The organism is Aliivibrio sp. S2TY2 (assembly GCF_028765525.1).
GTDB classification, from domain to species: Bacteria; Pseudomonadota; Gammaproteobacteria; order Enterobacterales; family Vibrionaceae; genus Aliivibrio; species Aliivibrio finisterrensis_A.
In genome coordinates, this window is record NZ_JARACS010000005.1 from 25521 (window position 1) to 52125 (window position 26605).

Annotated in this window: 30 protein-coding genes and 1 pseudogene; 13 read left to right on the top strand and 18 right to left on the bottom strand. The window is 38.3% G+C overall.

The annotated features are described in order from the left end of the window. Window positions 1-18 precede the first annotated feature (18 nt). The 6 genes from PVK63_RS09720 to PVK63_RS09745 all read right to left on the bottom strand — a co-directional run bounded on the left by PVK63_RS09720 (window position 19) and on the right by PVK63_RS09745 (window position 5093). Window positions 19-1446: an aspartate kinase gene (locus PVK63_RS09720; protein WP_274440344.1), complete on the bottom strand. Its 1428-nt coding sequence runs from the start codon at window positions 1444-1446 to the stop codon at window positions 19-21. Between the two features lie 101 nt (window positions 1447-1547). Next, complete coding sequence (locus tag PVK63_RS09725; RefSeq protein ID WP_105055616.1) at window positions 1548-1934, bottom strand: ectoine synthase; 387 nt, start codon at window positions 1932-1934, stop codon at window positions 1548-1550. Between the two features lie 14 nt (window positions 1935-1948). After that, window positions 1949-3214 (bottom strand): diaminobutyrate--2-oxoglutarate transaminase, encoded by a 1266-nt coding sequence (gene ectB, locus PVK63_RS09730; protein WP_130044882.1) that lies wholly within the window; start codon window positions 3212-3214, stop codon window positions 1949-1951. Window positions 3215-3239: 25 nt separating this feature from the next. Beyond that, a complete protein-coding gene (gene ectA, locus PVK63_RS09735; protein WP_274440345.1) occupies window positions 3240-3773 on the bottom strand; it encodes a diaminobutyrate acetyltransferase in 534 nt (177 codons plus the stop codon). Window positions 3774-4023: 250 nt separating this feature from the next. Next, entirely contained in the window at window positions 4024-4449 is a 426-nt protein-coding gene (locus tag PVK63_RS09740) for a MarR family winged helix-turn-helix transcriptional regulator (protein ID WP_130044880.1), read from the bottom strand. A gap of 5 nt (window positions 4450-4454) precedes the next feature. Further along, the gene (locus tag PVK63_RS09745; RefSeq protein ID WP_274440346.1) at window positions 4455-5093 is read right to left on the bottom strand and encodes a cytochrome b/b6 domain-containing protein; all 639 of its coding nucleotides are present in this window, start codon (window positions 5091-5093) and stop codon (window positions 4455-4457) included. 132 nt (window positions 5094-5225) lie between these two features. Between PVK63_RS09745 and PVK63_RS09750 the strand changes: the two genes are divergently transcribed. Next, window positions 5226-5657, top strand: coding sequence for a c-type cytochrome (locus PVK63_RS09750; protein WP_274440347.1), 432 nt, complete (start codon window positions 5226-5228; stop codon window positions 5655-5657). A 57-nt stretch (window positions 5658-5714) separates the two neighbouring features. Here the strand turns inward: PVK63_RS09750 and PVK63_RS09755 are convergent, their stop codons facing one another. Both PVK63_RS09755 and PVK63_RS09760 read right to left on the bottom strand, forming a co-directional pair. Then, window positions 5715-6332, bottom strand: coding sequence for a LysE family translocator (locus PVK63_RS09755; protein WP_165366869.1), 618 nt, complete (start codon window positions 6330-6332; stop codon window positions 5715-5717). 95 nt (window positions 6333-6427) lie between these two features. Next, window positions 6428-7312 (bottom strand): LysR family transcriptional regulator, encoded by an 885-nt coding sequence (locus PVK63_RS09760; RefSeq protein WP_130044876.1) that lies wholly within the window; start codon window positions 7310-7312, stop codon window positions 6428-6430. Window positions 7313-7451: 139 nt separating this feature from the next. Here PVK63_RS09760 and PVK63_RS09765 point away from each other — a divergent pair, with 139 nt between their 5' ends. Next, window positions 7452-8135, top strand: a complete 684-nt coding sequence (locus tag PVK63_RS09765; RefSeq protein ID WP_274440348.1) for a cation transporter — start codon at window positions 7452-7454, stop codon at window positions 8133-8135. 10 nt (window positions 8136-8145) lie between these two features. On the opposite strand, the gene PVK63_RS09770 is transcribed toward PVK63_RS09765, so the two are convergent. Further along, on the bottom strand, window positions 8146-8589 hold the full coding sequence (locus PVK63_RS09770; protein WP_130044874.1) for an Lrp/AsnC family transcriptional regulator: 444 nt from the start codon (window positions 8587-8589) through the stop codon (window positions 8146-8148). A gap of 108 nt (window positions 8590-8697) precedes the next feature. On the opposite strand from PVK63_RS09770, the gene PVK63_RS09775 reads away from it, so the two are divergent. Together PVK63_RS09775 and PVK63_RS09780 are read left to right on the top strand one after the other, a co-directional pair. Beyond that, window positions 8698-9285 carry a LysE family translocator gene (locus PVK63_RS09775; RefSeq protein ID WP_130044873.1) on the top strand — a complete coding sequence of 196 codons (588 nt, stop codon included), beginning with the start codon at window positions 8698-8700 and terminating at the stop codon, window positions 9283-9285. 91 nt (window positions 9286-9376) lie between these two features. Continuing rightward, window positions 9377-10234: a TPR end-of-group domain-containing protein gene (locus PVK63_RS09780; RefSeq protein WP_130088217.1), complete on the top strand. Its 858-nt coding sequence runs from the start codon at window positions 9377-9379 to the stop codon at window positions 10232-10234. A gap of 11 nt (window positions 10235-10245) precedes the next feature. On the opposite strand, the gene PVK63_RS09785 is transcribed toward PVK63_RS09780, so the two are convergent. Further along, complete coding sequence (locus tag PVK63_RS09785; RefSeq protein ID WP_274440349.1) at window positions 10246-11148, bottom strand: LysR family transcriptional regulator; 903 nt, start codon at window positions 11146-11148, stop codon at window positions 10246-10248. Between the two features lie 177 nt (window positions 11149-11325). Here PVK63_RS09785 and PVK63_RS09790 point away from each other — a divergent pair, with 177 nt between their 5' ends. Next, window positions 11326-11847, top strand: coding sequence for an NADPH-dependent FMN reductase (locus tag PVK63_RS09790; RefSeq protein WP_130047042.1), 522 nt, complete (start codon window positions 11326-11328; stop codon window positions 11845-11847). A 238-nt stretch (window positions 11848-12085) separates the two neighbouring features. Continuing rightward, window positions 12086-13690: a mechanosensitive ion channel family protein gene (locus tag PVK63_RS09795; RefSeq protein WP_274440350.1), complete on the top strand. Its 1605-nt coding sequence runs from the start codon at window positions 12086-12088 to the stop codon at window positions 13688-13690. A gap of 102 nt (window positions 13691-13792) precedes the next feature. On the opposite strand, the gene PVK63_RS09800 is transcribed toward PVK63_RS09795, so the two are convergent. Continuing rightward, a complete protein-coding gene (locus tag PVK63_RS09800) occupies window positions 13793-14008 on the bottom strand; it encodes a hypothetical protein (RefSeq protein ID WP_274440351.1) in 216 nt (71 codons plus the stop codon). A gap of 502 nt (window positions 14009-14510) precedes the next feature. Between PVK63_RS09800 and cspE the strand changes: the two genes are divergently transcribed. After that, window positions 14511-14720 (top strand): transcription antiterminator/RNA stability regulator CspE, encoded by a 210-nt coding sequence (gene cspE, locus PVK63_RS09805; protein ID WP_012552262.1) that lies wholly within the window; start codon window positions 14511-14513, stop codon window positions 14718-14720. 240 nt (window positions 14721-14960) lie between these two features. Then, window positions 14961-15170, top strand: coding sequence for a hypothetical protein (locus PVK63_RS09810; RefSeq protein WP_130044867.1), 210 nt, complete (start codon window positions 14961-14963; stop codon window positions 15168-15170). A gap of 453 nt (window positions 15171-15623) precedes the next feature. On the opposite strand, the gene PVK63_RS09815 is transcribed toward PVK63_RS09810, so the two are convergent. Together PVK63_RS09815 and PVK63_RS09820 are read right to left on the bottom strand one after the other, a co-directional pair. Then, window positions 15624-16163: an NAD(P)H-dependent oxidoreductase gene (locus PVK63_RS09815; protein WP_274440352.1), complete on the bottom strand. Its 540-nt coding sequence runs from the start codon at window positions 16161-16163 to the stop codon at window positions 15624-15626. 86 nt (window positions 16164-16249) lie between these two features. Further along, a complete protein-coding gene (locus PVK63_RS09820) occupies window positions 16250-16684 on the bottom strand; it encodes a carboxymuconolactone decarboxylase family protein (RefSeq protein WP_274440353.1) in 435 nt (144 codons plus the stop codon). A gap of 126 nt (window positions 16685-16810) precedes the next feature. Here PVK63_RS09820 and PVK63_RS09825 point away from each other — a divergent pair, with 126 nt between their 5' ends. Continuing rightward, a complete protein-coding gene (locus PVK63_RS09825; protein WP_274440354.1) occupies window positions 16811-17707 on the top strand; it encodes a LysR family transcriptional regulator in 897 nt (298 codons plus the stop codon). A 6-nt stretch (window positions 17708-17713) separates the two neighbouring features. Here PVK63_RS09825 and PVK63_RS09830 read toward each other — a convergent pair whose 3' ends face one another. Then, window positions 17714-18601 carry a LysR family transcriptional regulator gene (locus tag PVK63_RS09830; protein ID WP_274440355.1) on the bottom strand — a complete coding sequence of 296 codons (888 nt, stop codon included), beginning with the start codon at window positions 18599-18601 and terminating at the stop codon, window positions 17714-17716. 199 nt (window positions 18602-18800) lie between these two features. Between PVK63_RS09830 and PVK63_RS09835 the strand changes: the two genes are divergently transcribed. Further along, entirely contained in the window at window positions 18801-18971 is a 171-nt protein-coding gene (locus PVK63_RS09835; protein ID WP_130047037.1) for a hypothetical protein, read from the top strand. 27 nt (window positions 18972-18998) lie between these two features. Here PVK63_RS09835 and PVK63_RS09840 read toward each other — a convergent pair whose 3' ends face one another. Next, the gene (locus PVK63_RS09840) at window positions 18999-20885 is read right to left on the bottom strand and encodes a methyl-accepting chemotaxis protein (protein ID WP_274440356.1); all 1887 of its coding nucleotides are present in this window, start codon (window positions 20883-20885) and stop codon (window positions 18999-19001) included. A 215-nt stretch (window positions 20886-21100) separates the two neighbouring features. Here PVK63_RS09840 and yddG point away from each other — a divergent pair. Both yddG and PVK63_RS09850 read left to right on the top strand, forming a co-directional pair. Continuing rightward, window positions 21101-21987 (top strand): annotated as a pseudogene (yddG, locus tag PVK63_RS09845) (aromatic amino acid DMT transporter YddG). A gap of 132 nt (window positions 21988-22119) precedes the next feature. Beyond that, window positions 22120-22761: an alpha/beta fold hydrolase gene (locus PVK63_RS09850; RefSeq protein WP_130047034.1), complete on the top strand. Its 642-nt coding sequence runs from the start codon at window positions 22120-22122 to the stop codon at window positions 22759-22761. A 50-nt stretch (window positions 22762-22811) separates the two neighbouring features. Here the strand turns inward: PVK63_RS09850 and PVK63_RS09855 are convergent, their stop codons facing one another. After that, entirely contained in the window at window positions 22812-23669 is an 858-nt protein-coding gene (locus PVK63_RS09855; RefSeq protein ID WP_130044860.1) for a PA4780 family RIO1-like protein kinase, read from the bottom strand. Window positions 23670-23991: 322 nt separating this feature from the next. On the opposite strand from PVK63_RS09855, the gene pepE reads away from it, so the two are divergent. Then, entirely contained in the window at window positions 23992-24729 is a 738-nt protein-coding gene (pepE, locus tag PVK63_RS09860; protein WP_274440357.1) for a dipeptidase PepE, read from the top strand. Window positions 24730-24796: 67 nt separating this feature from the next. On the opposite strand, the gene PVK63_RS09865 is transcribed toward pepE, so the two are convergent. Then, a complete protein-coding gene (locus PVK63_RS09865; RefSeq protein ID WP_274440358.1) occupies window positions 24797-25903 on the bottom strand; it encodes a flavin monoamine oxidase family protein in 1107 nt (368 codons plus the stop codon). A gap of 10 nt (window positions 25904-25913) precedes the next feature. Beyond that, the gene (locus PVK63_RS09870) at window positions 25914-26585 is read right to left on the bottom strand and encodes a cupin domain-containing protein (protein ID WP_274440359.1); all 672 of its coding nucleotides are present in this window, start codon (window positions 26583-26585) and stop codon (window positions 25914-25916) included. Between the last annotated feature and the right edge of the window lie 20 nt (window positions 26586-26605).

Here is a 26605-nt window from a genome sequence, read left to right on the forward strand (position 1 = left end):
TTACACTGTAAAACGGAACTAAGCGACTTGTTCAGTTTTTACTTGTGTGGTGGCTATATCTTCACAAAACTCGTGGTGCAGCGCTCGTATAGCGTTTTGATAGTCTTTATCGCTGACAACAAACTGTACGTTTACATTGCGCATAGAGGAGTGCAGAGCCACAGGAGTGACGTCATTATTCATTAATGATAAAACCCCTTTTGCCAATGCTTTGTTGGTATCAATCTGAGAACCAATCACCGAGATTAACGCCACCATACGACCTTTAATCGAGGCGTTTGGATAGCGTTTTTCTGCTTTGTATAACAGTTTATTGAGATTGTCAGTGCTACCGCCAAGGTAATAAGTAATTGAATTAGCATTCATTTCTTTACCAATTAAACTCACTTGTGCGTCTGAGATAATTTCCATTAACTCATAGCCGACGTTATCTACCTGGCCTACCATTGCTTGATCAAACAAATGTAGGGCAAACACTTTTTCTTTACCTGCAATGATTTCGACTTTGTTGGTTTCTGGCTGGTAATCTGATGAGATTAATGTGCCTTTGTGTTCTGGTTCAAAAGTGTTTTTAATCTGGATTTCAATGTCACTTTCACGAAGCCCTGCCGCAGCATTAGGGTGAATCGCTTCCATTCCTAAGCTTGCTAATTGATCTGCAACATCGTAATTGGTGCGTCCAATCGGGAATACCTTATCGGTGCCTACAACACGCGGATCAGCCGAACTTAGGTGATATTCTTTATGGATAATCGCCAAATCAGCATGAGTAAGTGACGCGATACGGCTAAAGGTCATTTCACTGTAACCACGATCGTACGTGCCCATTAGACCTTCTTTGCAATAGGCATAGCCAGTAACAATTGGTAGCTCTGTGGTGACATCTATATCTTTAAATACATCAGTAATAGTTTCATCTAATGTTCTTGGAGTTTGATTGTCCCAACCAGAGAGATCGACGAATTTTGCGTTAATTCCAACGGTTTTTAGCTTTAATGCCGTGTTAAAGGCACTGTGAGCTTCACCAATTGAAGACAGAAATTCACGCACTTGAGGTAAATAACGACGCAATGAAAACTGACCGTATTGACAGGTTTCAAGAATATTAGAAATACAGGTTTTGGCTTCATCAATTCGTGAGCAAATGAATTTATCAGCTCTTAATCGGTTCAAAGGGTCAATAAATAGATGTTCATTGGTTAATAGCATACGATTTTTCACATACTCTAATGCTTCATCCCAGCTATCGTCGCGCTTAGCGATCAGTTTATACACACCAGGTTTGCCTGTTTTCTTACATTCAAGTAATGAATCGGTAATACCACCATAAGCAGATACAACAAAAACACGGTTATATGGATTTTGAGGGCGAAGAAAGATGTTGTCTAAAACGGCGTCAAACGCAGTCATAGAAGTACCGCCGATTTTTTCTACGGTATAAGTCATGGGTAATCCTTTTTGACTTTGAGGGAGAGAATCCACTTGAGTCACCTTGAACCCAAGTGGATTTACTACTAACTTAAATAAGCATTAGGGGGAATGAGTGTTTAATCTAAGATAGGGTAGACACCGTTTTCATCATGAACTTCGGCACCTGTGATTGGTGGATTGAACACGCACGCCATCACCATTTCTTTATCTTTATAAGCACGCAAGTAGTGTTCGTCATGCTTATCAAGAATGTACAAGGTGCCCGGTTTGATTGGGTAGGTTTCACCGCCAATGACTTCAATTTCACCTTCGCCACTCATGCAATAGACTGACTCTAGGTGGTTCTTGTAGTGAATGTGTGTTTCTGTATCTTGATAAATTGTGGTGATGTGGAAAGAGAAGCCCATGTTGTCGTCTTTCAACAACATTCTTACGCTTTCCCATGTTTCTGATGCTACGCGTCGTTCGCTATCACGACATTCGTCTAGTGTTCTAACAATCATTGTATCGTCCCTGATTAAGATGCTTTTTTGAAGTGTTTTTCTGCAATATTATCAATTGCGTTTTCAAAGATGGTTAGTCCTTCTTCTAGCTCTGACTCTGTGATCGTCAATGGACAGAAGAATTTCACTACTTCATCAGATGGACCAGCAGTTTCAATGATCATACCGTTTTTAAAACAATCTTTAGCGATATCACTTGAGATAATGCCATCTTTACACTCAATACCAATCATCATGCCGCGACCTTTTTGCTGAACAAACAATTTAGGGTAGCGTTTTACAGCACGAAGAATGACATCATTGACTTTTTGAGAGCACTGTTTGATGTGTGTTTCAAAATCTGAGTTTGCCCAGTAAATCTCCAGAGCTTTAGCTGCGGTAATAAAAGCGTGGTTGTTACCACGGAAAGTACCGTTGTGCTCACCCGGTTTCCATTCATCTAATTCTGGTTTTAGTAAGACAACCGCCATTGGTAAGCCGTAGCCGCCAATGGATTTAGAGAGTGTAACCATATCTGGTTTTATACCTGATGGTTCAAAACTGAAGAAGGTGCCAGTACGCCCACAGCCTGCTTGGATATCATCAACAATCATTAGAATGTCGTTGGCTTTACAAATTTTGCTTAAACGCTGTAGCCATTCATTGGACGCAACATTTAAACCACCTTCGCCTTGTACTGTTTCTAAAAGTACCGCAGCTGGTTTATCTAAACCGCTTGAATTGTCAGATAGCATGGTTTCAAACAAGTTAAGACCATCGATGTCGGCATAGCCTTCAAAAGGAATGCGAGTGATGTTGTTTAAACTAAAACCTGCACCTTGGCGGTGGTGTTGATTACCTGTTGCTGCAAGTGCACCAGCAGTACAACCGTGGAAGCCATTAGTGAAGGCAACAATGTTAGTTCGGTTAGTGACTTTACGTGCCAGTTTTAAAGCGGCCTCAACGGCATTGGTTCCGGTAGGGCCGGTAAATTGAACTTTATAATCTAGATCTCTAGGTTCTAGGATGTAATTATTCAATGCATTCAAGAAAGTGGCTTTTGCACTTGAGTGCATATCTAAGCCATGCGTAATGCCATCATTTTCGATGTATTCAAGTAAAGCTTGCTTTAAGACTGGGTTGTTGTGACCGTAGTTGAGTGATCCGGCTCCAGCAAGGAAGTCTAAGTAACGTTCGCCGCTTTCGGTTTCTAGCCAACATCCTTTTGCTTTTTGGAAGACAACTGGAAAACTATTTGAGTATGAACGTACTTGTGATTCTTGCTTCTTGAAAATATTCATGATGAGTCCGTTTATGATTCCTATTTTATTTTAGAGCGATACGATACAAATATTCAGTATCGTGTTTGCCTTTGAAATGGGTTTCTTTGTCTAGAAATGTGGTTACTTCACCTTGATCACCGTTTTCGGCATCCAGCTTTTTAAATAGCGACCATGAAGCGGTATTGGCTTTGGTGATGGTTGTTTCTACGAATTCGGTATGTTTGATGTTTTTACGCTGTAAAAGCTCATTTAGCATTGAGTAAGCTAAACCTTTACCTCGGTAGCGAGGAGAGACAGCGACTTGCCAAATGAATAATGTTTTTGGGTCATCAGGCTTATGGTAACCAGAGATAAAACCAGCAAGGTTGCCGTCTTTCTCTGCTAAAACGCAGGTCTTACTGAAATGGGTAGATTGGAGAAAATTGCAGTATGAAGAGTTGATATCAAGAGGTGGACACTCGGTGATCAATGCGTAAACATCGTCACCGTCTGTCCTTGAAGGCTCTCTAAATGTCCATTTTTTGCTGGGTTCAATATCCATGCTTGAACACAAGATTCTGGGTGCCGCAATAGTCATATGTAAATACATATCCTTTGTACTCTAATTAAATTCCTTTTTATTATGGGCATTTTTAGAGGTGTAAAGGCAAGTTAATCACAATAAAAGCGTATTTCTTAGCTTGTTAATGTGATACTGGTCACATTTTAGTGGTTTTGTTTAGTTAGAGTTCTACGTATTCGATTGTGTGGATTGGATGAAAAACTGGCTTTTTATAAAAAATAGCCCGTCTTACTTGGGCTATTTTTCGTGTTTTTTTAAAAGAGATTTATACTGCAGCGACCATTTTTTGTAATAGGCGAATCATCTCTTTTTGTTCGTTTAGATCAAGAGAGCTAAGTGCTTCTTTATTCACCTTAATTGGGATCGGCAAAAGTGTTTCTTTTAGTGTTCGACCTTCATCTGTGAGGTAAATTCGAAATGAACGACGGCTGTTGGGATCCGCTTGTCGTTCAACAAGGCCAAGCTTTTCTAATTTATCTAATGTTCGTGTTGTTGTGGAGTTTTCCACTTTTGATTTTTCAGCAATATCGCGTTGAGTGACTCCTTCTTCTTCCCATAAACACATCATGGTTGGCCAAAGAGCAACTGTTAAACCGTGTTGTTTTAACTCTGCTTCGAAATGTTTTGAGGCTTGGTTGGCAATAACGTTAATCATCCATCCAAAGCTGCTTTGACGATCAAATTCTTCCATTGTGTTCAAACTCCTGCGCTTACAACTATTGCAATGGTAACTAATCCGGTTGCAATTAGCACCAATAATGCACGTTTATTTGATACAAACATCAAGTTCGATGATGTTTGATTTTCTGTGAGTTTCTTTTGTATACCAGTAACCATTGCCCAAACAAGCGGCTTTGAGCGTAATTTATAAAAAAGAATGGCAACTAAATGCAGTATGACTAATACCGGTAACAAACGTGCACATATTCCATGCAGGGTAACGAAAATATCAAAGACATCATCATTTAAAACGATATCAGAGTAAGGGATGTGATCGAATAACCCTGCTAACGCGATACCGGTAATACATTGAATAAATAAAGTGAAAATTAACCCGATGACCATCCAAGATCCTGCTGGATTATGGCCTACTTTTGATGGCTCTTTTCCTAATAAATAACGAATGGTACGTTTTGGGGAAGCAATAAATTTTTTAAAACGGCTCGTATCACTGCCAACAAAACCCCATACAATGCGCCACATAATAAGAGTAAACAGGACTAAACCTAAATAGACATGCGGTCCTTCTCCATTAAAGCCACTTGCGGCTAATCCGATAAAAAGCAGAGCTTGGAGCCAATGATATAAGCGTGTTGGTAAATCCCAAATCTTCATTTTCTTGTTCCTAATTAATGGTTGTTTTAACTAACTATAAATAATTTACACCACAACAGTTGCGTGCGCAACTGTTGTGGTGTAAATTAAATGCAACTCGAAGCGAGACAGACATTTATTAGAGAGAAAGTAATGAAAAAATTAATAATTAGTTTATGTGTTTTATTTCCAAATATTGCATTTTCACAAGCGAGTGTTGACCTAATTAACGCAAGACAACAGGCTTTTGTACATATCGAAAATCAATCAGAGCAAGTAGAGGACATGCTTGATGAAGATGCTCCTAATTGGAATGAAATTGAGTCGGTCAGTCATGAACTTTATAAACATAGCCAATTACTAAGCACGGCATTTCCTGAAGGTAGCCAAGACGGCAGTAAAGCAAAAGAAGCGGTATGGGGTAAACCTGAAAAATTTAATCAATTAATGCAAGAGATGGATAGTGGCTTTGTTCAACTTTATCAAGCAAGCCTGAAACAAGATAAAGAAGCGGCAAAAACGGGTTTAGAGCAAGCACAAGATACGTGTAATGCGTGTCACCGTTCTTACCGTTCACGTTTTTAAGTTAAAAAAGGGTTGAAGATACGATAGCTTCAACCCTTTTAACGTTTTATAACGGTATTAGTTAGTCAGTGCTAACTTGGCTCCAAAGCCAACCAATAAAGAGCTTAATCCATATTTTAGTAGATTAGAAAAAGCTTTGCTTTCTGCGATTACCGTTCTGAATTTTCCTGCAAAAATGGCAATACAAATAAACCATATTAAAGCAATGAAAGCGGTTGTGATCCCAAGCATGCCAATCATCGATGGTGATGAGGTTTCAGGCGTTAAAAACTGAGGAATGAAAGCAACGAATGTCAGACATACCTTTGGGTTTAACGCATTGGTTAGAATACCTTGGCGATATACTTTCATATTTGACGTTTTCTTAGCGGTTTCCAACTCTGCTATGCCACCTTTGGCTGTGAACATTTTAAAGCCGATGTAACACAAATAGGCAGCACCAATGTATTTGATAATGGTAAAAGCGGTTGCAGAAGAGAGTAGTAGTGCACTTAAACCAACGACAGCTAAAAAGGTGTGAAAAAGTACGCCAGTAGCCACTCCAAATGCCGCATAAACTCCAGTTTTTCCACCACCACTTAATGCTCTTGAAAGTACAAAAAAGAAATCGGCGCCTGGCATTGCACAGAAGGCAAACATGCCAGCAATAAAGAGAAGATAAGTTTCAATGCTCATAATTAACCCATGAATAAGAAAACGTAATATAGGCTATATTAGAGCCACGAATAAATTATCGATAATGTACTGCTTATTGAGCGATATATAAACCATTATTCAGACACTTCGAGTAAATAATCTTCAACTTGTTCAGATAGCCAGTCAATAATAACGCCGCGAGGCATGTTCGTTTTGGTCATTTCTGCGAAAGATTGCCAGTTCATTGCACGGTTATGTTTGAGAACCTTTAACGTACCATCACGTAAATACTCATTAATTAATAATGCAGGGACCGACGACCATCCCGTTCTATCTAATACTGCATCACGAAGGTGCTCATAAAAAGTAAGTGCAATGTATTTGCTGGATGTTGGCTCAAATACCATTAGTTCATCATCATCAATGTAATTAACGATGATTTCTGTGTGGCTTTCTAAATCTGTCGGGCTTACTTTTCGTAGTCGGCTTAACGGGTGTTCTTTATGTGCGACCGACATCATACGAATTTGTCCCAGCTCATTTTGTTGAACATGCAGAAGTTGGCTATTTATAGGTAATATCCCATAGGCCACATCAACGACATTTTGCTCTACCATTTCTTCAAGCTCTGGTGATGGAGCAACATAAATAGAGATGCTGGTGTTTGGGAATTTTCGACTCATGCGAGTTAAAATATCACGCCAAATGGGTTCAGGCAGTGAGTCATCACGAACAACACGAATAGTTGAAGCAATGCCTTCATTGTATTGTAAGCACTTACTTATAATATCGTTGCTAATAACCATCATACGTCGGCAGTCATTAACGATTGATTCACCTATTTCGGTAGGGGTAATGCGGTTGCCAGTACGAACTAATAAGGTTACTCCAAGCTCATCTTCAAGGGTGCTTAATGCGGCACTTACAGTGGTTCGACTTTTTTGAAGCTTACGAGCCGCTTCTGCAATAGAGCCTAATTCGACTGTATATAAAAGCATTTCAATCTGACTGGTTTTCATGATTATTTCTCGTTAATTTATGCTCTTTTTAGCTAAGCGACGAATAACCTGACGCTGACTGATTATCCTATCACCAATTTAGACTATATGATGCGTTGTATATATAAAAAAGACGAAAAATAAGTCGAAGGGGTAAATTATGTCATATTCAATTCATAAAGAGAGGCAGTTATTGCTTATATCTACATTTTCAGCGTTATTGTTTGCCATGATAGGCATTACATTGGGTTCATTGATCCATTCATTAGTGATTATTTTTGATGGTGTGTATTCACTTGTCAGTTTAGGGCTCACTTTAGTGTCGCTTGCTGCTGTGATGTATATTCGAAAAGAAGAAGTAGCGAAAAACATTAAGCGCGTTAAGGTAATTGAGTCTTCAGTAATTTTACTAAAGGGGATCGCAATTACCTTAATGTGTGTACTGTCGTTTATTTCTGCGATTGAAGCGATTATGGATGGTGGTCGAGAAGTAAACACTGGTATGGCGTTGGCTTTTGGTGTGTTTAGTATGATCGGGTGTTACACCAGTTATTGGGTTATGAAAACACAAGGTCGTGCAGTTAGCTCCCCATTAATTGAAGCGGAAGCAAAGCAGTGGTTAATGGATACTGTGATCAGTGCTGCTGTATTTATTGGTTTTATGGTAGCGAAATTGTTGCTGTTAACCTCTCACGCACATTATGCAGAACTTGCTGATCCGGTGATGGTTGTTCTTGCCTCAATCTATTTTATTATTGTTCCAGTAAAAATGATCATCAGTTCAAGCAAACAATTGCATCACCTGAGTCACAATACGTTTCTAGGTAAATATCTGCACATTTAGCTCGTATTATCTAGGTACGTTCATCCTTAGGTGTATCCATTACGACTAAAGTACCAATTGAGTTGACCTGAGAGATCTCCCCAAGTACGTTTGAATGAAACTGCTTATAGGATGCGAGACTCTCAGTCTCAACTCGTAATAGATATTCATTTGCTCCCGTAATATTGTGGCACTCTGTCACTTCTTTCGATTCCATGATCTGTTCTTCAAAATCTTTTTGCGATTTTTTACTGTGGTCAGATAATCCAATTGTCACATAAGCAACAAATCCTATCCCACATTTGCTTGGATTTAATACCGCACGATAGCCTTGAATTGTCCCATTTCGTTCTAATTCTTGTACACGACGCAGCGTTGCGGAAGCTGATAATCCAATACGTTCAGATAGCTCTACATTAGTGAGTCGTCCATTTCTTTTTAACTCTTGCAATATTCTTTCGTCAAACCTATCCATTGCAACCAATCCTTGCGCATTAATTTTATTTTAAACAAATATAGACAGAAAATTTACTCAGTCTCGCATTAAGATACAAGCAGAATTTATTTTTATAAGATGCTTATTATGGATTACACCTATTTACTTGCTTTAACCACATTTGCTTTTGTTGGCGCGTTTACGCCTGGGCCAAATAACATTATGTTGATGACTTCAGGAGCGAACGTTGGCTTTGTTCGTACGATTCCACACATGCTTGGAGTGATATTTGGTTTTGCCTTTATGTTGGTTTTAGTTGGGTTTGGTTTAGTTCAAATTTTTCATACTTACCCTCAATTAGAGATGGCATTGCAGATCATCAGTGCGGCGTATTTACTTTATCTGGCGTATAAAATTGCGAGCAGTAAACCCGTTGATAATATTAATGGAGACTATAAGCCAATGTCGTTTTTACAAGCGGCAAGCTTTCAGTGGATAAATCCAAAAGGGTGGTCAATGGCATTATCTGTCATGAGTATTTACGCGACCAGTGCAGATATGTTTAGTGTGTTTCTAATCGCATTTGTATTTATTTGTATTAATGTGCCTACCGTAAGTTTTTGGACCGTTGCGGGTAAAGAGTTACAAAAGAGATTAAAAACACCAAAGCATTTGAAGTTTTTTAATTACAGCATGGCAGGCTTACTTGTCGGCTCTATGGTTATGGGTTTTTAATTGGTTTTCTTTGTTAATCGGGTGTTGCTGTCTTGGATGTGTTATCTTTATTTATATCACCTCTAAATACACGATTAACAAGGGTATTCCTATGTATCGACATTTCTTTTTGCTTCTCATCACTCTTTTTACTTCCTTGTCATTACAGGCAGAAGAAGTGACTTATTCAGAACAAGAGTATTTAGATCGTCCATTAATGGAGCGTTATATTTTAGATGAACTAAAAGCATTACGAATGGAGCAACAAGACCTAGAGCGACGTTTAACTATTCAAATTACCGACCGTGAGCTAGCGGTTGCTGATAAATCATTAAATTACTCCAATACAACGGTAACGTACTTTTTCTATGTCATTGCGGCGGTGGCTTCTCTTATTGCGTTGATTGGATGGCAATCATTAAGAGAGATGAAGCAAAATACCAAAGAGATGGCAGATAAGCAGCTCAATAAAATCGCCCAAGATTATGAGAAAAAATTTGTAGCGTTAGAGCGAGATCTAAAACGTAAAACGCGAATTATCACTGAGAATAACCGTGAAATTGAAATCATCAATGAAGTTCATAACTTATGGTTGAGAGCTCAAAGTGTTCAAACACCGGAACAGAAAATGGATATTTACGATGAGATTCTAAAAGTAAGACCGGGTGATTTAGAAGCATTAACCTATAAAGCGGATGCGGCAATGGAGATGCGTGAATTCCATTGGGCACTGAATTTATGTAATCGTGTATTAGAAGTGGATGATCAAAATGCACACGCGCTATTCCAACGAGCATGTGCGTATGCGCAATTAGGGGCGGAAGTGCAAGCCATTGATGACTTGCAGCGTTCTATTGAGGCAAGTACATCTATGCGTGAACTTGTATTAGAAGAGACAGACTTTGACCCATTAAGAGGTTTAGAACGTTTTGAAACACTATTAGAAGAATATGCAAATAACGTATCTTAAATAGGCATCATTTATTCGCCAAGGTGCTCGAAAATAAAGTCCATAAAGCAACGTACCTTGGCTGACATATGTTTACGACTAGGATAAACCATGAAGATATCAATGGTTAATTCAGGGTAATCAGCAAATAGTTCAACCAGTCTTCCTGTTTCTAATTCATCGGTTAAATGAAAGTGAGGGATGCGTGTTATCCCTTGCCCTGCCAAACATAACGATAACTCCATAAATGAATTATTAGTGATGACCTGACATTGCAATGGTACAGCAATAGGGTGATTGTCTTTATCGACAAAATCCCAAACAGCGCCTTGTTTTACATACGCATAACCAATGGTTTTATGTTCTGAGAGTTCATTAGGATGCAATGGTGCCCCATGCTTTTTTAAATAGTCTGGTGACGCAATGGTGATGGCTCTTGATCGTAAAAATCGACGGCTGATCAAGCTAGAATCTTCAAGTTGATGTGATGCGCGGAGTGCCATATCAAACCCTTCTGCAACGATATCAATTTTTCTGTCATTTAAGTCTAACTCAAGCGTGATGTCTGGGTATAAATCTGTAAATTTACCAAGAATCGGGCGTAAGCGTGAAAGGGCAAACCCAACAGGGCAACTGACTTTTAATCGACCTTTAGGTTTTTCTTGCTGTCCGGTAATCGCATTTTCAGCCATTTGTGCATCTTCAATCAGCTGTTGGCATTGCTGAAAATAAAGTTCGCCTTCAGGCGTTAGACGTAGCGTTCGAGTTGTACGGTGAAGTAAGCGAACGCCTAAACGCTCTTCTAGTTTCCCTATCTCTTTACTGATGTAGGAGGTCGAATGCCCACTGTTTAATGCTGCTTGGGTAAAGCTGCCGCTGGTCACGACTTCTGAGAAAATGACCATGCCATCAAATAATGCTGAATTAAATGCCATATTTACGTATCTTTAGATTTATTAAGTGTCATATGGAAATAATCATTGCACATTTAGGCTATTAATCAATATATGTGAATGAATTATAGTTATCCCATCGCAAACAAGAACAATATATTTGAAAAGAGCAGAGCATTAACTACTCTTTTTATTCAAACTGATTATGAAGGTATCCCTATGAAAATTTTAGCATTAGCAGCAAGCAGCAGTTCAACATCAATTAACAAACAATTAGCAACGTATGCAGCAGGTTTAGTGGCTGGTGCTGAAGTGGAAGTGTTAGACATTAATGATTATGAAATGCCTATCTTTAGTGAAGATAAAGAAAAAGAGTTAGGTCAACCTGAGCAAGCGAAAGCTTTTTTCCAAAAAATTGGTGAAGCGGATGCTGTTGTTATTTCTTATGCTGAACACAATGGTTCTTATGCAGCAGCATTTAAAAATGTGTTTGATTGGACATCTCGTATTGATATGAAAGTGTATCAAGGCAAACCTGTTGTAATGCTAGCTACGTCTCCTGGCCCTGGTGGGGCAGCAACGGTATTAGCTGCGGCTACAGGCTCTGCGCCTTACTTTGCAGCAGAGGTTAAGGGCTCACTTTCTGTACCTAGTTTTTATGATAACTTTGATATGGAAAAAGGTGAGTTACGTAACGAAGAGTTGAATGCTGAACTAAAAACGATCATGTCGGCATTATAAAATTTCAGAGAAAGACGGGGGCGTATCCACTTTGTGGCTGCGCCTTTTTTTATACAATAAATTCTCAGAGTAAAAACAAAAAAGTGAATATATAAAATCAAATAGATACTTTTTGCATCACAAATTCTCAACAAATGAACAAGCTTTCATCATTCAATACTATTATTTGTAATTGTTATGAATAAGAATGGATAGGCATCAATTATTATATGGTCATGATTTATATAGGACGTTTTTTATGATTAAGAAGTATTTCGCCGCTTTGTTATTAATGATGAGTATGATGGCTTCAGCCTATGCTCAATCAGTTGATAGCATGGTTACGGTTCAACAAGAGTTAAAAGAAAGATTAGTACAGTTATTTACCGCTGATCCTGCCGATAAATTGTTTTTTGAAGATGTACTACGTCGTAAAAATGACAAAGTTCGAGCGGATATTGAATTACAGCTACAAGAAAACCCAAGTGCTAAAGGGCTTGATGGTGTCGTTCGCTCAGAGATGGTCCTTATGGGCAAGTTATTGCAACTAAGTCATCAAGATTTGGTTGAGTTGACTAAAGCAGTCCGTAAAGCGAAAGGCGATGAGAAAGACGATTTAGAATTTGCTGCACAAAAACGTCTTGGCATCATGGATATGTATTATGAAGAAGCATTCAAAACATTATCATGGGGTGAAACGTTAAATATTGATTTCGCCAAAGAAAAAACAGCCATTTTAAAAGAACTAACAAATCGTGCTGATTTATTGGCAAACATTATTCATTATCTTGAATCACAAAAAGCAGATATTGCGAAACGTATGCAATATGCGTCAATAGAGAAGAAAGAACTGCTAACGCAAGATGCAACGAACTTGTCTGAACGAGTTTCATTAATGATTGCGAGTTTAGAAGTAACAACGGCATTAATGGAGCAAAATAATATTGATATTACAGAGTATAAACAGCTTATTTTCTCTGTAACGGGCGATATTAACAGCGATGTATTGGACATTGGCGTTGCTTATGGTTTAACAGAAGAGTGGATTACTCGTTTTAAAGATTGGGCGGTAGAGAATGCGCCATCAATTATTGTTAAATTAGTTATTTTCTCGCTTATTCTTTGGGTGACAAGTTTCCTTTCTCGACTTGCTAAAACAGCAATTAAGAAAAGTGTTTCTCATTCTAAAATGAAGTTCAGTAAGTTAATGCAGGAGTTCTTTGTGTCCATGGGCTCAAAGTTCGTCATGATGATCGGTATCTTGATTGCGTTATCTCAAATTGGCATTAATTTGGGCCCACTGTTAACTGGTTTTGGTGTTGCAGGTGTGGTTATTGGTTTTGCATTAAAAGACACTCTATCTAACTTTGCTTCTGGAATGATGATTCTGATTTATCGTCCATTTGATGTGGGTGATTTGGTTGACCTTGGTGGTATCGTAGGTAAAGTTAACCGTATGAATCTTGTATCTACTACAATCAAAACGGTAGATAACCAAAACTTAATTTTCCCAAACAATAAGATTTGGGGTGATGTGATTAAGAACGTAACAATCGAAACTGAGCGTCGTGTAGACATGGTATTTGGTATTGGTTATCAAGATGATATTGAAAAAGCAAAAGCCATCTTTACCAATATCCTAGAGAGCCACCCATTAGTACTAAAAACACCAGAACCTATGGTGAAATTACATACATTAAATGAATCGTCAGTGGACTTTATTGTTCGCCCTTGGGTTAAAACAGATGATTACTGGGATGTGTACTGGGAAGTGACAGAAACCGTTAAGAAACGTTTAGATGCAGAAGGTGTGAGCATTCCATTCCCACAACGTGATCTGCATATTTATAAGCACGAAGCGTAATACCAATCTACATAAGTATTTGAACAACTACTTATCCAGAATGGTATAAGTAGAAACGGTGAATGCAAAAGAGTGACTTAAATGGTCACTCTTTTTTTTGCATTAATTTATGTCGTCTTCAGATTTTATCGCTATTGGAGCAGGCTTCTTAAACTTTTTAATAATCAATGACACGATAAGACAGAGTGCGCCTACAATAAGTGCAGAGCGTAAAATAGTGAAGCTATCATGTTCTAGCTGTTGAATATGAGGGCCGACAGAAGCAAATAAACGCAAGCTAAAAAAGGCGAGGAGGATGAATGGGACAATTTTTTTCATGCGTAAATACTCCGTGAAATAGGATGATAATGACTAATTAATAACATCATCATATCTAAAGATAGTCCCTATTTAATCGCTTTTATCCGTAATGTTAGATTACGATTATAAGAGCATTTAAGCATTATGTGGCAATACGAAGCAGCTAGATGTCAGTGAATGGACGAGTAAATTGGAACTATGATCTTTGATATAAATGATGCTAATCAAGTTGATAGTTTAATTTATTTATCTAAAAGTGTGGTTGGCACCTCTTTATTTGTATAAATTTTAACCGTTTTATAAAGAAATACCTTTACAATGCTTGGTTCTAGGGTATTATCTCTCTCGCTCTGTTGCTCAGAGTTGTTAATGAACATCAAGTAAAGTAAGCCTTAGTATTTCTTCGTAATGTCGTTATTCTCAGTGTTTCCCTTATCTTTTCGTCACATTTAATAATTCAAGCTCTAAGCGTATCGCATTATGCGATTTTTTATGAATTTAAATATATAAGGGACATTACATGTCTAAAACAACTGGTATCGTTAAGTGGTTTAACGAAGAAAAAGGTTTCGGTTTTATCACTCAAGATAACGGCGGCGCTGACGTATTCGTACATTTCCGTGCTATCGCTTCAGAGGGTTTCAAAACTCTTGCTGAAGGCCAAAAAGTTTCTTTTGAAGTTGAGCAAGGCCAAAAAGGCCCTCAAGCTGCTAACGTTGTAGCTGCTTAATTTCAAATAAGTTGCGCAAAGGGTATTCGTACCGTTTGCGCTACTTTTAAATGTTTTATTAATACTCGATTTAGTTCTACTTTGTAAGATATCAACATTTCAAACATCTGCTCCTGTTTTGTACTTGTCATAACATCTCTTAGTTACCTCTACCATCCTAGTTTTAATCCAATCATTTTTCTGTAACATCAATCAATTACTCTATTTATAAATAATTTCTATAAAACCTAAAGGTACTTAATGAAAGTAAATTTTACTATTTTCAAAAATAATGTTTCATGGGACGCGTTAATTCACCAACTAAACAGTGATGTTTTATTACGTAACATACTAATGAAAGGTGAGCTAGACTCACTTGATATTGATTTTTCATATTGTGAAGAGACAGGGAAAGGAAGTATTACCAATAGTTATAATCAGCGCATTGGTGATTTTTCAATTTCGTTTTAATTTGTATCACGCTTTTTAAACATAAATATTATTGGCTTTCCCCCTAAGACATCGGCCAATTTTTCTTTTGCTCAGACCTTACTAGATAACGAATAGCTATAAAAATGCTACTTCTCTCATAAAAATGAAGTAAAAATACGTAGTACTTTTAAATATTCGTGATCTTGATCCTCGCAAATCTCTCGCCTCTACTATAGATTGAATAGGTCATTAAGAATTATGACTGCAGCTCACAGATGAGCGAGTGATTTAAGGAAGTATCTTATGAAAAGAACAAGAAAAGCCCAATTGCAACGTGCGCGAATTCAATATTGGAAAGACACTGCAAAAGACACGGCTAAAAAGTGGTAAAAATAGAAAACTCCTGACTGTCAGGAGTTTTTTGGTTTTAGGGCGTTGTAAAGTATTAGTGCACTGCTGAAATACCCACACTCGATACAATAAACCTTTCTTTTATTCTTCAGACAACAACGCATTTATTTTATCCATACAATAAGTAACGTGAGGGGCTAATCGATCTTCTTCTACTGCTGTTCTTGAACCATACAGCGTAATTGGTTCGAGATAATTTAGCCCGGTATCTTGAGCCATTTTTTCAATAGGCATTAATAAGGCTTTCATGATTGACTCTTGGCTGTCATCTGCTTGATAAGCTGAAAGCGGACTGCCAGTACTTGTCATGCATAATAACGTTTTACCGTGAAGCTTATTGCCTTTAGACCCATAAGCAAACCCATATTCTAAAACGCAATCTTGCCACTCTTTTAATAAAGACGGACTAGAGTACCAATAGATTGGGAATACAAACACGATAATGTCATGACAAAGCAGCAATTCCTTCTCTTTCTCAGCATCAATCTGGAAATCTGGATAGGTTTGGTACAAGTTATGTGTTGTCACTTGTTCATGTTTAGATAATGCTTCTACCAGCGCGTGGTTAATCGTAGAGCTTTCAATTAAAGGGTGGGCAAGTAAGACTAAAATACGTTTCATTATGTTCTCATTTTGTGGTGAAAAAGCTAGCCATGTTCATTGTAATAGCTAACGATCGTGGCTAGAAAGGCAGTTAATGTGGTTGATTAGTGCGTCATTTGTGTTGCTAATGCAAAGCGGTTCCAAGCATTAATCATGATCACTTGCATCATTGCTTGTGCTAGTTGTTCTTCACCCAGAACCTCTAAAGCTTCTTGATAGACTGTATCTGAAACACCATCATGAGCGATTAATGTCATGTCATCGGTTAATGCCAATACAGCACGCTCTGTTGCACTGAATAGTGGTGACTCCTTCCATGCGGCTAGAGCAAACAGTTTTTGTGCTTCTACACCTGCTTTTTCTGCCTCTGGTACATGCATTTGAATACAGTAAGCACACTTGTTGATCATTGAAGCGCGGATCTTAATTAGCTCTTTTAATTCAACAGATAGCGTTACACCTGATAGGTAAGACTCAATAGAAAGCATTGCACTTAGGGCTTTTGGTTGGATTTTTGCAATATCAATACGTGAAGTCATAATTAATCTCTCTTTATGTTTTTTGTTAGCGCTTTATTGCGATGTGTGCATTGTGCATAATTCGATAAAGAGAGAGAATAACCATTAAAGCTGAAATAATTTTGCATAAAACGCAAAGGTGGGAGTGTGTTAGACTTAATTCGAATATTTGATCAGGTGGTAGAGTCTGGTAGTTTTTCTCAAGCCGGCCATGCGTTACATATGGCGCCATCATCGGTTGCGAGAAACATAGATAACCTTGAAAACAAAGTGCAGACGACATTATTTAAAAGAAGTACACGTCAGTTAATTTTGACTGAGGAGGGACTTTATTTTCACCAACAATCAATTAAGTTGCTGCAAGAGAGTGATAAGTTATTGAGTGAAATGAAGGGCCATAATGAAGAGCCTGAAGGGATGTTACGTATCTCGGTCTTTGAAAGTTTTGGTAATTTAATTTTAGCGTCTTTAATTCCTGAGTTTTTAGCTTTATACCCAAAAATAAAGATAGAGTTAGAGCTTGATAATAATGTGGTGGATCTTAATAGTGAAAATATCGATATAGCGATACGTATTGGAACACCTCAAGACAGCTGTTTAAAAGCTCGTAAATTAATGCTGAATAACACCTCTTTAGTTGCTTCTTCTGATTATCTAGCGAGTCATGAGAAAATTGAGAAACCAGATGATTTGGTTCATCATAATTGCTTGCTTATTAGTCATGAACGACAGAGAAACCACTGGTACTTTAAAAAGGGAAATGTAGCGAAAAAGGTGTCAGTCTCTGGGAATTTAATTTCAAAAGGAGGCTCACCACTATTGAACGCGGCCCTGAAAGGCTCTGGGGTACTGCTGCTCTCCGATTGGATGACGGCAGAATATATTGAAAGTGGCCTATTAACTCCTGTGTTACCTAAGTGGACTGCGACTCATGGTGAAAACGGCAGTGGTGAGATTTTTGCGATTTATAAAAGCACTCAATACCCTAAACCATATATTCGTGCTTTTTTGGACTTTATTATTGAAAAAATGAAACAAAACTAATTCAATTTATCTCAGTGTTTCTTTAAGATTTTTAATCAGAGTTTGATATCTCTGCGGCAAATCTCTATTTCTTTTTTGAACTAAAAACAAGCTCTCATACACAGGATTTTTTGGTTTATGTATGTGCAGTTCGTGTTTATAAGGAAAGGCATCAATCGCACTTTGTGGAAGCACGGTGAAGCCAATTCCTTGGGCGATAGGCAGTAAAATTTGGCTTAATTGATTAATGTAACTTGCCGTAGGAACATCATTAGCATTGCCTTTTTCTAGGGCTGCATCTTGGCAAAGATCAAAATAAAGTGACAGGTAATGCTCTGCATCAGGGTGCTTTATTAACCCTAATTCGATTAATGTATCCCAAGTTACGGATGTTTTTTTATAGTGTTTCGGTAACACTAGGCAGAGTGATTCTTGGGTGATCTCTTCACTACGAAATAGGTTCGGTGCTGGTTGGTGAGTCACTATCCCTATATCAATATTCCCTCGTTGGATATCTTCTAATATTTTATGGTTTGGTGCCACCTCTACGTGAGTTACTAAACTAGGATGTTTTTTTTGTAAGGCAATACATTCTGGATAGAGAGACAAAGCTAACGCTCCAGAGCAGGCGAATTTACATAACCCTTTGTATGGGTCATCAAAGCTTAATGCTTCATTAAGGTTATCAGCATTGCGTTGTTGTTGTTTGGCATAATCATAGACTAGCCGGCCTTGCTCGGTGAGTTCGACACTTTTTCCTTCCCGCTTTAATAAATCGTACCCACACGCCAGTTCCAATTTTTTAATGTGTTGGCTGACTCCTGGTTGAGTCATAAAGAGTTTTTCAGCTGTGTGAGTAAAGTGGCCGACATCAACCAAAGTACAAAAGGTATTGAGCCAAAGAGGATTAAGCATAAATCACCAAGATAAATGAGACTAAAAATAGATAACAAAAGATTATTAGATTAAGAGTAATTGATAATTTCTTATTTGATAAGAGGGTGGTGAGATTTTTTCGGCTGTGAGGTGATGACTTTTTGTCATTGGTGATTTAACCTCACCTCCCGAGTTGAGGTTAATGACACTCGGCGAAAATAGTTAAGAGGTATAAAATATGGATTGTCCTAGTTGTGAAGAGCATATTGGTTGGGAGTGGGTGGAAGAAGAAGCCATTGAACCCAATGAGGTTTTTGAGTGTCCTGAATGTGAAGAATCACTTCGTTATTTGATAGATGAAGGTACGTATTTGGGGCCTCAACATAAAACGGTGGAAGTGGTGGACTAAACACCACCTCCACTATAATCATAGATATTATGAAAGCTTAAATGCCGCCACCTTTTCACTTAAATCAAGTGCTTGTTCTTTGAGTGTATGAGATTGAGCTAAACTGTCTGTTGAATCAATAACAAGTAAATCTGTCACATCTTTAATTGATGTGACATTTTGAGTTATTTCTCCAGTAACATGGGTTTGCTCTTCTGCTGCTGTTGCAATTTGAGTAGCCATGTCGCTGATCAATGTAACAGAAGCGCTGATTTCTTCTAGGGCAAGAGTTGCTCTATCTGCATCTACTACCGATCTATTAGCAAGGTCAGAACTGCTCTGCATTAAGTTAACCGCACGACTCGTTGTTTGTTGAAGAATATCAATTGTTGATTTGATCTCTTCGGTTGACGTATGAGTTCGTTGAGATAACACTCGAACCTCGTCAGCCACAACGGCAAAACCTCGTCCTTGTTCTCCCGCTCGCGCTGCCTCAATGGCTGCATTTAACGCAAGTAAATTTGTTTGTTCCGCAATGCCTTGAATGGTTGCTAGTACAGTATTGATCTCTTGAGAGTGTTGTTGCAAATCACTAATTACCGTACTTGCTTCATTTACTTCGTTAGCAAGGTTACTAATTGATGTCTTGGTTTCAATAACAAGAGATTGTCCCTTTTGGGTACTGCTTGATGAATTTTGTGCCGCTTCAGCTGTTTGTTCTGCGTGAGAGGCTATTTCACGCGTAGCTGATGCCATTTCAGTTACTGCGGTTGCAACCATAGTAATTTCTTGTTGTTGCAGGTTTAATTCTTTCACTGAATTATTAGCACGGTTAGTACTTTGCTCTGAGCCTGCGGTGAGTTGTTGTGATTGTTGGCGTATATGCTGAATGAGCTGCTGTAAACTCTCAACAAATATATTGAAGTTATTCGCTAACTTTCCAACTTCATCGTTATTTTCAATATGAATTCGTTGGGTTAAATCACCACGACCATTAGCGATTTGAGCTAAAGCTTGAGAGACATTATTTAATGGGCGAAATAGCATCGTACAAAGTAAATTGAAAAGGGTGGCACAGATAAGAACAACAAAAACAGTCACTAGTATCTGGCCTGAAATCGCATCAAATAATGGTGCAACTAATGAATCATATTTAATCACGCTAACGGTAATTAAGCTTGTTCCATCAATTCTTTTTGCATAAATAATGAATTCGTCATTATTGATTTCAATCGTTAGATCTTTATTAGTGCTTGCTGCTTGCTCAATTGTTGTAAAGGTTAAACCGACTTCTGATACAGGTTTATTTAAAAGGTTGGTGTCAGGATGAGTAAAGATATTCCCTTTATCATTAGCGATAAACATGAAACCATCCCCCGGAAAAATAACTTTTTCCATGCTGTTTAAAATATCGGTAATTTCTACATCAGCACCTAGAACCATTTGTTGTCCATGTAAATTTAACGTTTTTCCTAAAGAAACAACATTCGCCCCAGTTGCTGCTGCAACAGTTGGGTTGTCCATAAAGACTTTAGAAGGTGCAGCAAGAGCATTTATGTACCATCCCCACTTTCTTGGGTCATCATTACCAGGAGGAAGGATAACGCCATTTGCGTTAGCTTGAGAGCCATCAGGATAAGCAAGGAATACATTATCAAATTTTGCAGAATCGCGAATTTGTTTTAAGTGGGTAACGATAGCATCGTTTTTGGCTTCAGTAGGTAATGACGTGAGTGCTCGTTCTTTAGAAAGAATCCAATCAGTAACGTATTGATTATATGAAGCGGTGGTACTTTCTAGTCGCTGTTCAACTTCAGTATCTAAGCGATCTAGTGAGGCTTTAAAGGAAAGGGCCTCAACTAATACTCCCCCGAGTATAATGGCGGCACTTGCGGAGATAGCAAGCTTGTTTTTAAGCGATAAATTTTTAAACATAATAGTCGATCATCTTTTTTAATAGTGAATAGTTTTTTGTTTTTTCTTAATAATTTTAAGCTTCAAAATAAATGATGACATAAAAAATCTATTGAAGATAATAATGTTCTAAAAATAACTCCCTATTCTTATATTGATTTTTATATCAATATAAGTCGATTAAAAATGATAAAGTGTCTTTTGTTATTAGAGACCTTGTAATTAGGAACAAAAAATTGAATACCTCATATAAGTATACCGTGGCAGGGTGTACTGCCATTTTATTATGGAGTTTAATTGTCGGGCTTATTCGTAACGTAACTGAACAACTTGGCCCGATTGGTGGCGCTGCGATGATATACAGTGTTGGCTCACTGTTTTTAATTATAGTGGTTGGATTGCCAAAACTTCGTTTATTTTCAATTCGTTATTTACTAATTGGTGGTGGGTTGTTCGTCACTTATGAAATATGTCTATCGTTAGCGCTTGGGATGGCAAACAGCCGTAATCAAGCGGTTGAAATGAGTATTATTAATTATTTATGGCCTTCATTAACGGTTCTTTTTGCTGTGCTTTCTAGTAATAAGCCTGTAAGTAAGGTGATTTACCCTGCAATACTCTTGTCCTTTTTTGGGGTTGCATGGACATTGAGTGGGGATGAAGGTCTTTCTGTTTCTCAACTAATGGCTAATGCAGCAACTAACCCGATTAGTTATTTATTGGCATTTACTGGGGCATTTCTTTGGGCCATCTATTGTAATGTCACCAAAAAGCTAGCTAATGGTAAAAATGCAATTACTTGGTTTTTATCGCCACCGCTATATCGCTATGGGCTAAATATACAATTAGTGATGAAGCGTCGATTGTGATGACCAGTGATGCAATAATCGATTTATTGTTGGCTGGTATAGTGATGGGCAGTGGTTATGCTTTATGGAATATCGGAATTATTGGCGGCAACATGGTATTGCTTGCGACGTTTTCTTATTTTACTCCGATCTTTTCAACTTTCTTTTCTGCATGGATTTTAGATATTGAGCTAACCATGCAGTTTTGGCAAGGGGTTATAATGGTGACATTAGCCTCATTGATATGTTGGTGGTTCACTCGAGAAAAAGAGTAAATATAAACTATACATTGATGATCACAGTTATCTGTACGATTTATTGTTAATTGTAATAAATCATATTTATAGACTATGAGAACTATTTCCTCCTGATATAGTCTTATAAAGAGTGAATTTTAGGAGTAGATAATGGCGAATATAGTGGTATTGCATGGCTTATATATGCATGGCGTGGTAATGAAACCTCTTGCTGACCGGTTAAAAAAGAAAGGCCATACGGTACAAGTCATTAGCTATAATTCACTTCGTATTAATGAAATGGTCCTTTTTAAGCGCATTCATAGCTGTTTATCTGTATCTAAAAAAAATGTCGTTCTTGGACATAGTTTAGGTGGCATTTTAGCCGTCCATTTTGCTAATTATCATCAAGATATTAATACACCAATAGATTCCATTGTTACGATTGGCTCTCCGCTCCAAGGCGCTTCTATTGCTAAAGAACTTCAAAGTAAAAAATTGGGTTTTATATTAGGAAGCTCGAAGAGACAGGGGTTGGTCGATGTTGCTAAATTAACAGCTAATTGTCCTATTGGTTCTATTGCTGGGACATTACCTATTGGTTTACGTCCGCCAATGATTCGAGATCATCAACCTTCAGATGGGACAGTGACGGTTCAAGAAACTTTACTTCCAGAGTTGACTGACCACTTGTGTTTAAACTATTCCCACACGAGTTTGCTTTATGCGACAGAAACAGCAAATCAAGTGGATTACTTTATTGAGAATCATAAATTTAAAAAGGAAGAGAAATCAGAGGAAGAGGTGGCATGAGAAAGTAGATAGTCCGTTATCTACTTCTATAATGTTCGATAAAGTATGGATTAATCCAATTCTTGGTCTTCAAGTTGGCGTTCTTTTCGTAATCGAGCTTCTTCCATTACGGCGTTGATTTCAGCCATTAAGCCATCAACATCGGCATCTTTGCCATCATCAATAAATACGCCAGTAAGCTTTGAATTTGGTGTTAATTCACCACTTTCATACAGTGCCCACATTTCTTTTGCGTATTCAGAACCAAGCAGCTCTGGAGCGTATTGACCGTAGTAAGTAGTCATGTTGTTTACGTCACGCTCAAGCATCCATTTTGCATTGTTATTTGCCGAAGCATCTACCGCTTGAGGTAAATCGATAATTACAGGGCCGAGATGATCGACCAATACGTTAAATTCAGACAAATCACCATGCACAATACCTGCACACAGCATACGAGTGACATATTGGATCATTAAATCATGATCTCGCATTGCTTGTTCTTTGGTTAAAGTTACGTCATTTAAACGAGGTGCGACAGAGCCCTCATCATCGGTAACCAACTCCATGAGTAATACACCATCAAAGCAACCATAAGGCGTTGGTACACGAACATCAGCTTCTGACAGCTTATATAACGCATCAATCTCTGCGTTTTGCCATACTTTCTCTTGTTCGTCACGGCCAAATTTAGAGCCTTTCTCCATCGCGCGGGCACGACGACTATTTTTTACTTTTCGCCCCTCACGATACGCTACCGCTTGTTTAAAGCTACGTTGTTCGATCTCTTTGTAAACTTTGGCACACTGAATATTATCGCCACTACGTACAATGTAGACCGAGGCTTCTTTACCGCTCATTAATTGGGTTAGAACTTCATCTATTAAACCATCTTCAACTAATGGTAGTAATCTGTTTGGTATTTTCATTGCACCTCATATGAGCGTAGATAGACGTCGTAAAGAGTGACGTTTTTTTGAGCTGTGTATTAATTTATGTAGGGCATTATGCCTATATTTTCCTTGGTCACAAGTTTTGATGATCAGATATTTTTTGTCTTGTTTGTGATCATGCTGTGATTTCTTTTTGTTTTGCCATAATTTATAGACTATAGATTCGATCTAACACAAGTTTTTAGCCAATCATTTCTGATATGTTTTTATCTCTTTCGTCATCACATAGCTTAATTTTCTTTAAAATATGAGAAGAGAGCTATAACGATGTGTTAAATAGACATAAGGCAGTAAGAAGATGGATATTTTATTATTGAGTAATGGCAAGATTGCAGGTAACAATTTTGTAATGGAATTTGCAAGTGAAGCGATTGTTGAGCAAATTCAACGAACAAAAGCCAAGAATCTGGTGCTTATTCCTTATGCGGTTATTCGCTCTAGCCATGATGCTCGTGTTGCCTTGGTTCAACAAACCTTTGATCATCTTGGGTTAGATTGTAAAGTTACCGGTCTACATCGCTCAGAAGATCCTGTCAAAACCATTCAAGAAGCGGATGGTATTTTGGTGAGTGGCGGTAATACCTGGGTGTTAAATAAAACATTGCATGATTTAGGCTTAGTTGGTCCTATTCGTAAAGCGGTATTAGATAATGGAGTTCCATATATAGGTTGGAGTGCTGGTACGAACATCGGTTGTCCAACCATTCGTACGACCAATGATATGCCTATTATTACAGGGGCTATTCTTCCTTCATTGAATCTAGTGCCATTCCAAATTAATCCTCATTATCTAGAAGCATCAGTTGAAGGGCATTTTGGTGAAACTCGTGATGAGCGCATTCAAGAGTTTTTAGAAGTGAATAAACATGAGCCAGTGGTAGGGATCCCTGAAGGCACATGGTTGCATGTTCTTGATGGTAAGTTGAGCTACCATACAGCCAATGAGAAACCACTTAAGTTGTTCTCTCACGGTAAAGACCCTGTTTATTATACTGCTGAAGACGATGTACAGTTCTTAATGGAACACAGCTGCTAAGCAATGAGCTTATAGAGTGATAAATTAAGAGAAGGCCAAGTTATCAAATAACTTGGCCTTTTATTTTTTAGTTATCACTGAGGCTTGCAAGTACCACATCGGCCGCTTCTAATGCACCTTCTAAATAACCACCATTTTCTCGTGCGGCTTCTGTTCCTGCAAAATACCAATGAAATTTATTCAACGCTTTTGCTGATGCCGGTAATCCATAGTGAGGGTGAGCGCTAGGAGCTTGGTGATCAGCTTCTGTTGCCGTTAATGCTTCTTGGCTCCAATCTAACAGTTTTATATCAATAGGAGAGTTCGCTTTCTCACCAAAGATCCTTGTCAGTTGCTCTATTGCTGCTTGTTTAATTAAAGTTTCGCCTGTTTTTATCCGAGTCGCAGCATCAATGCCGACAAAGCCAAATAAAGCACCAACGCCATCAAAGGTACTTGCATCATGGATTTCAACTAAAGGACCAACACGGCTGCTTGCAGAGCCTGATAACCCTTCTTTGCGCCAGAAAGGAGATTTATAGATAGCAAAGAACTTTGCGTGTGCAGCCATCCAAGTGGTGGTTGCAGAAAAACGCTGTGTTAACTCATAAGGTAACGCTGGAGTAAAAGAAATACTTTCAGCTAATAAGCGCAAAGGCAGTGCAAAAATGACCTGTTCAGCTTCAATGCTTTCCATTTTACTATTGTGATTTATCGTGACGGTAGTTTGACCATGCTCATGATATTCAACATGGGTTACTTTGCTATTAAATTGGACTTTATGACTTGGAAGTGCGGCCAGTAAGGTATCTACCAAGCATTGCATTCCCCCTGCAATTCTCATTGACGTTGGCGATTGCTCAAACCCTGATTCATAACGAATAGGTGCGCTGTTTGGCTGATTTTCTAATAAATAAGCACCTTGTGAGTACTGTGGAAAAATAGGCAACATTAAATCATCAATCAATTGAGTGATGCGCGGGTGCATTTGCGGCCAAAACCAAGAAGGCCCCATATCTACCGTATTGAGGGGGGAGGTTGGTAACTCTAAACCAGTAATAGATGAGGATAAAATACGGCCACCAATACGCTCTCTTGCATCAAGCAATAAATAATCTTCTCCCATTTGTTCAAGTCGATATGCCGTGTATAACCCACTAAGGCCTGCGCCAACAATAAGGTTTTTGGTTTTCATTATTCGTCTCCTACGCTTGTCGCTGATGTAAGTGGTGACCTGTTTTTATCCATACGAAACACTCTGTTTGAGCAGTCGTAGCCTTTAATGAATCTCCGATAGGTAGACGTAACCAATCAAATTTTTGATAGCGAACATCTTGATGAGTAAATTCGCCCTCTACGATAAGAATTTCTATTCCACCGTGGTTTTCTAGCTCAATAATTTGGCCCTCTTTCCATTTTTCAAGGCGAACGGTCTCTTGCTTAAAGTGGTGTAGCGGCTGAAATAATACCCCTAGGCGATTATCGTCTTTAACAAATTCTTGTTCTTGAGTTTTGATATGTACTGGTGTGGTATCCCCTTCTTGATATTGGCCTAGCTTTACTAAAATCATACAGCCATCTTTTACTATTGGCGCGTGAGACGTGCCGATAGGGTTGCGCATATAAGTGCCAATAGGATAACTGCCATGTTCGTCAGCAAATATCCCTTCCAGTACTAAGAACTCTTCACCGCCAGTATGAACGTGCGATGAGAAATAGCTGTTTGGTTCGTAATTTACCAAGGTTGTTGCGGTTGCAATTTCACCACCATCACGCTCTAACATTTTTCGTGATACTTCTTTAATAGGTGATGGGACCCATGTTGATTCCGTGAAAAAAGCATTCGCTTGTAGCGATAAGTCAGTATGTAATTTCATGATAAGCCTGCGTGAATGGC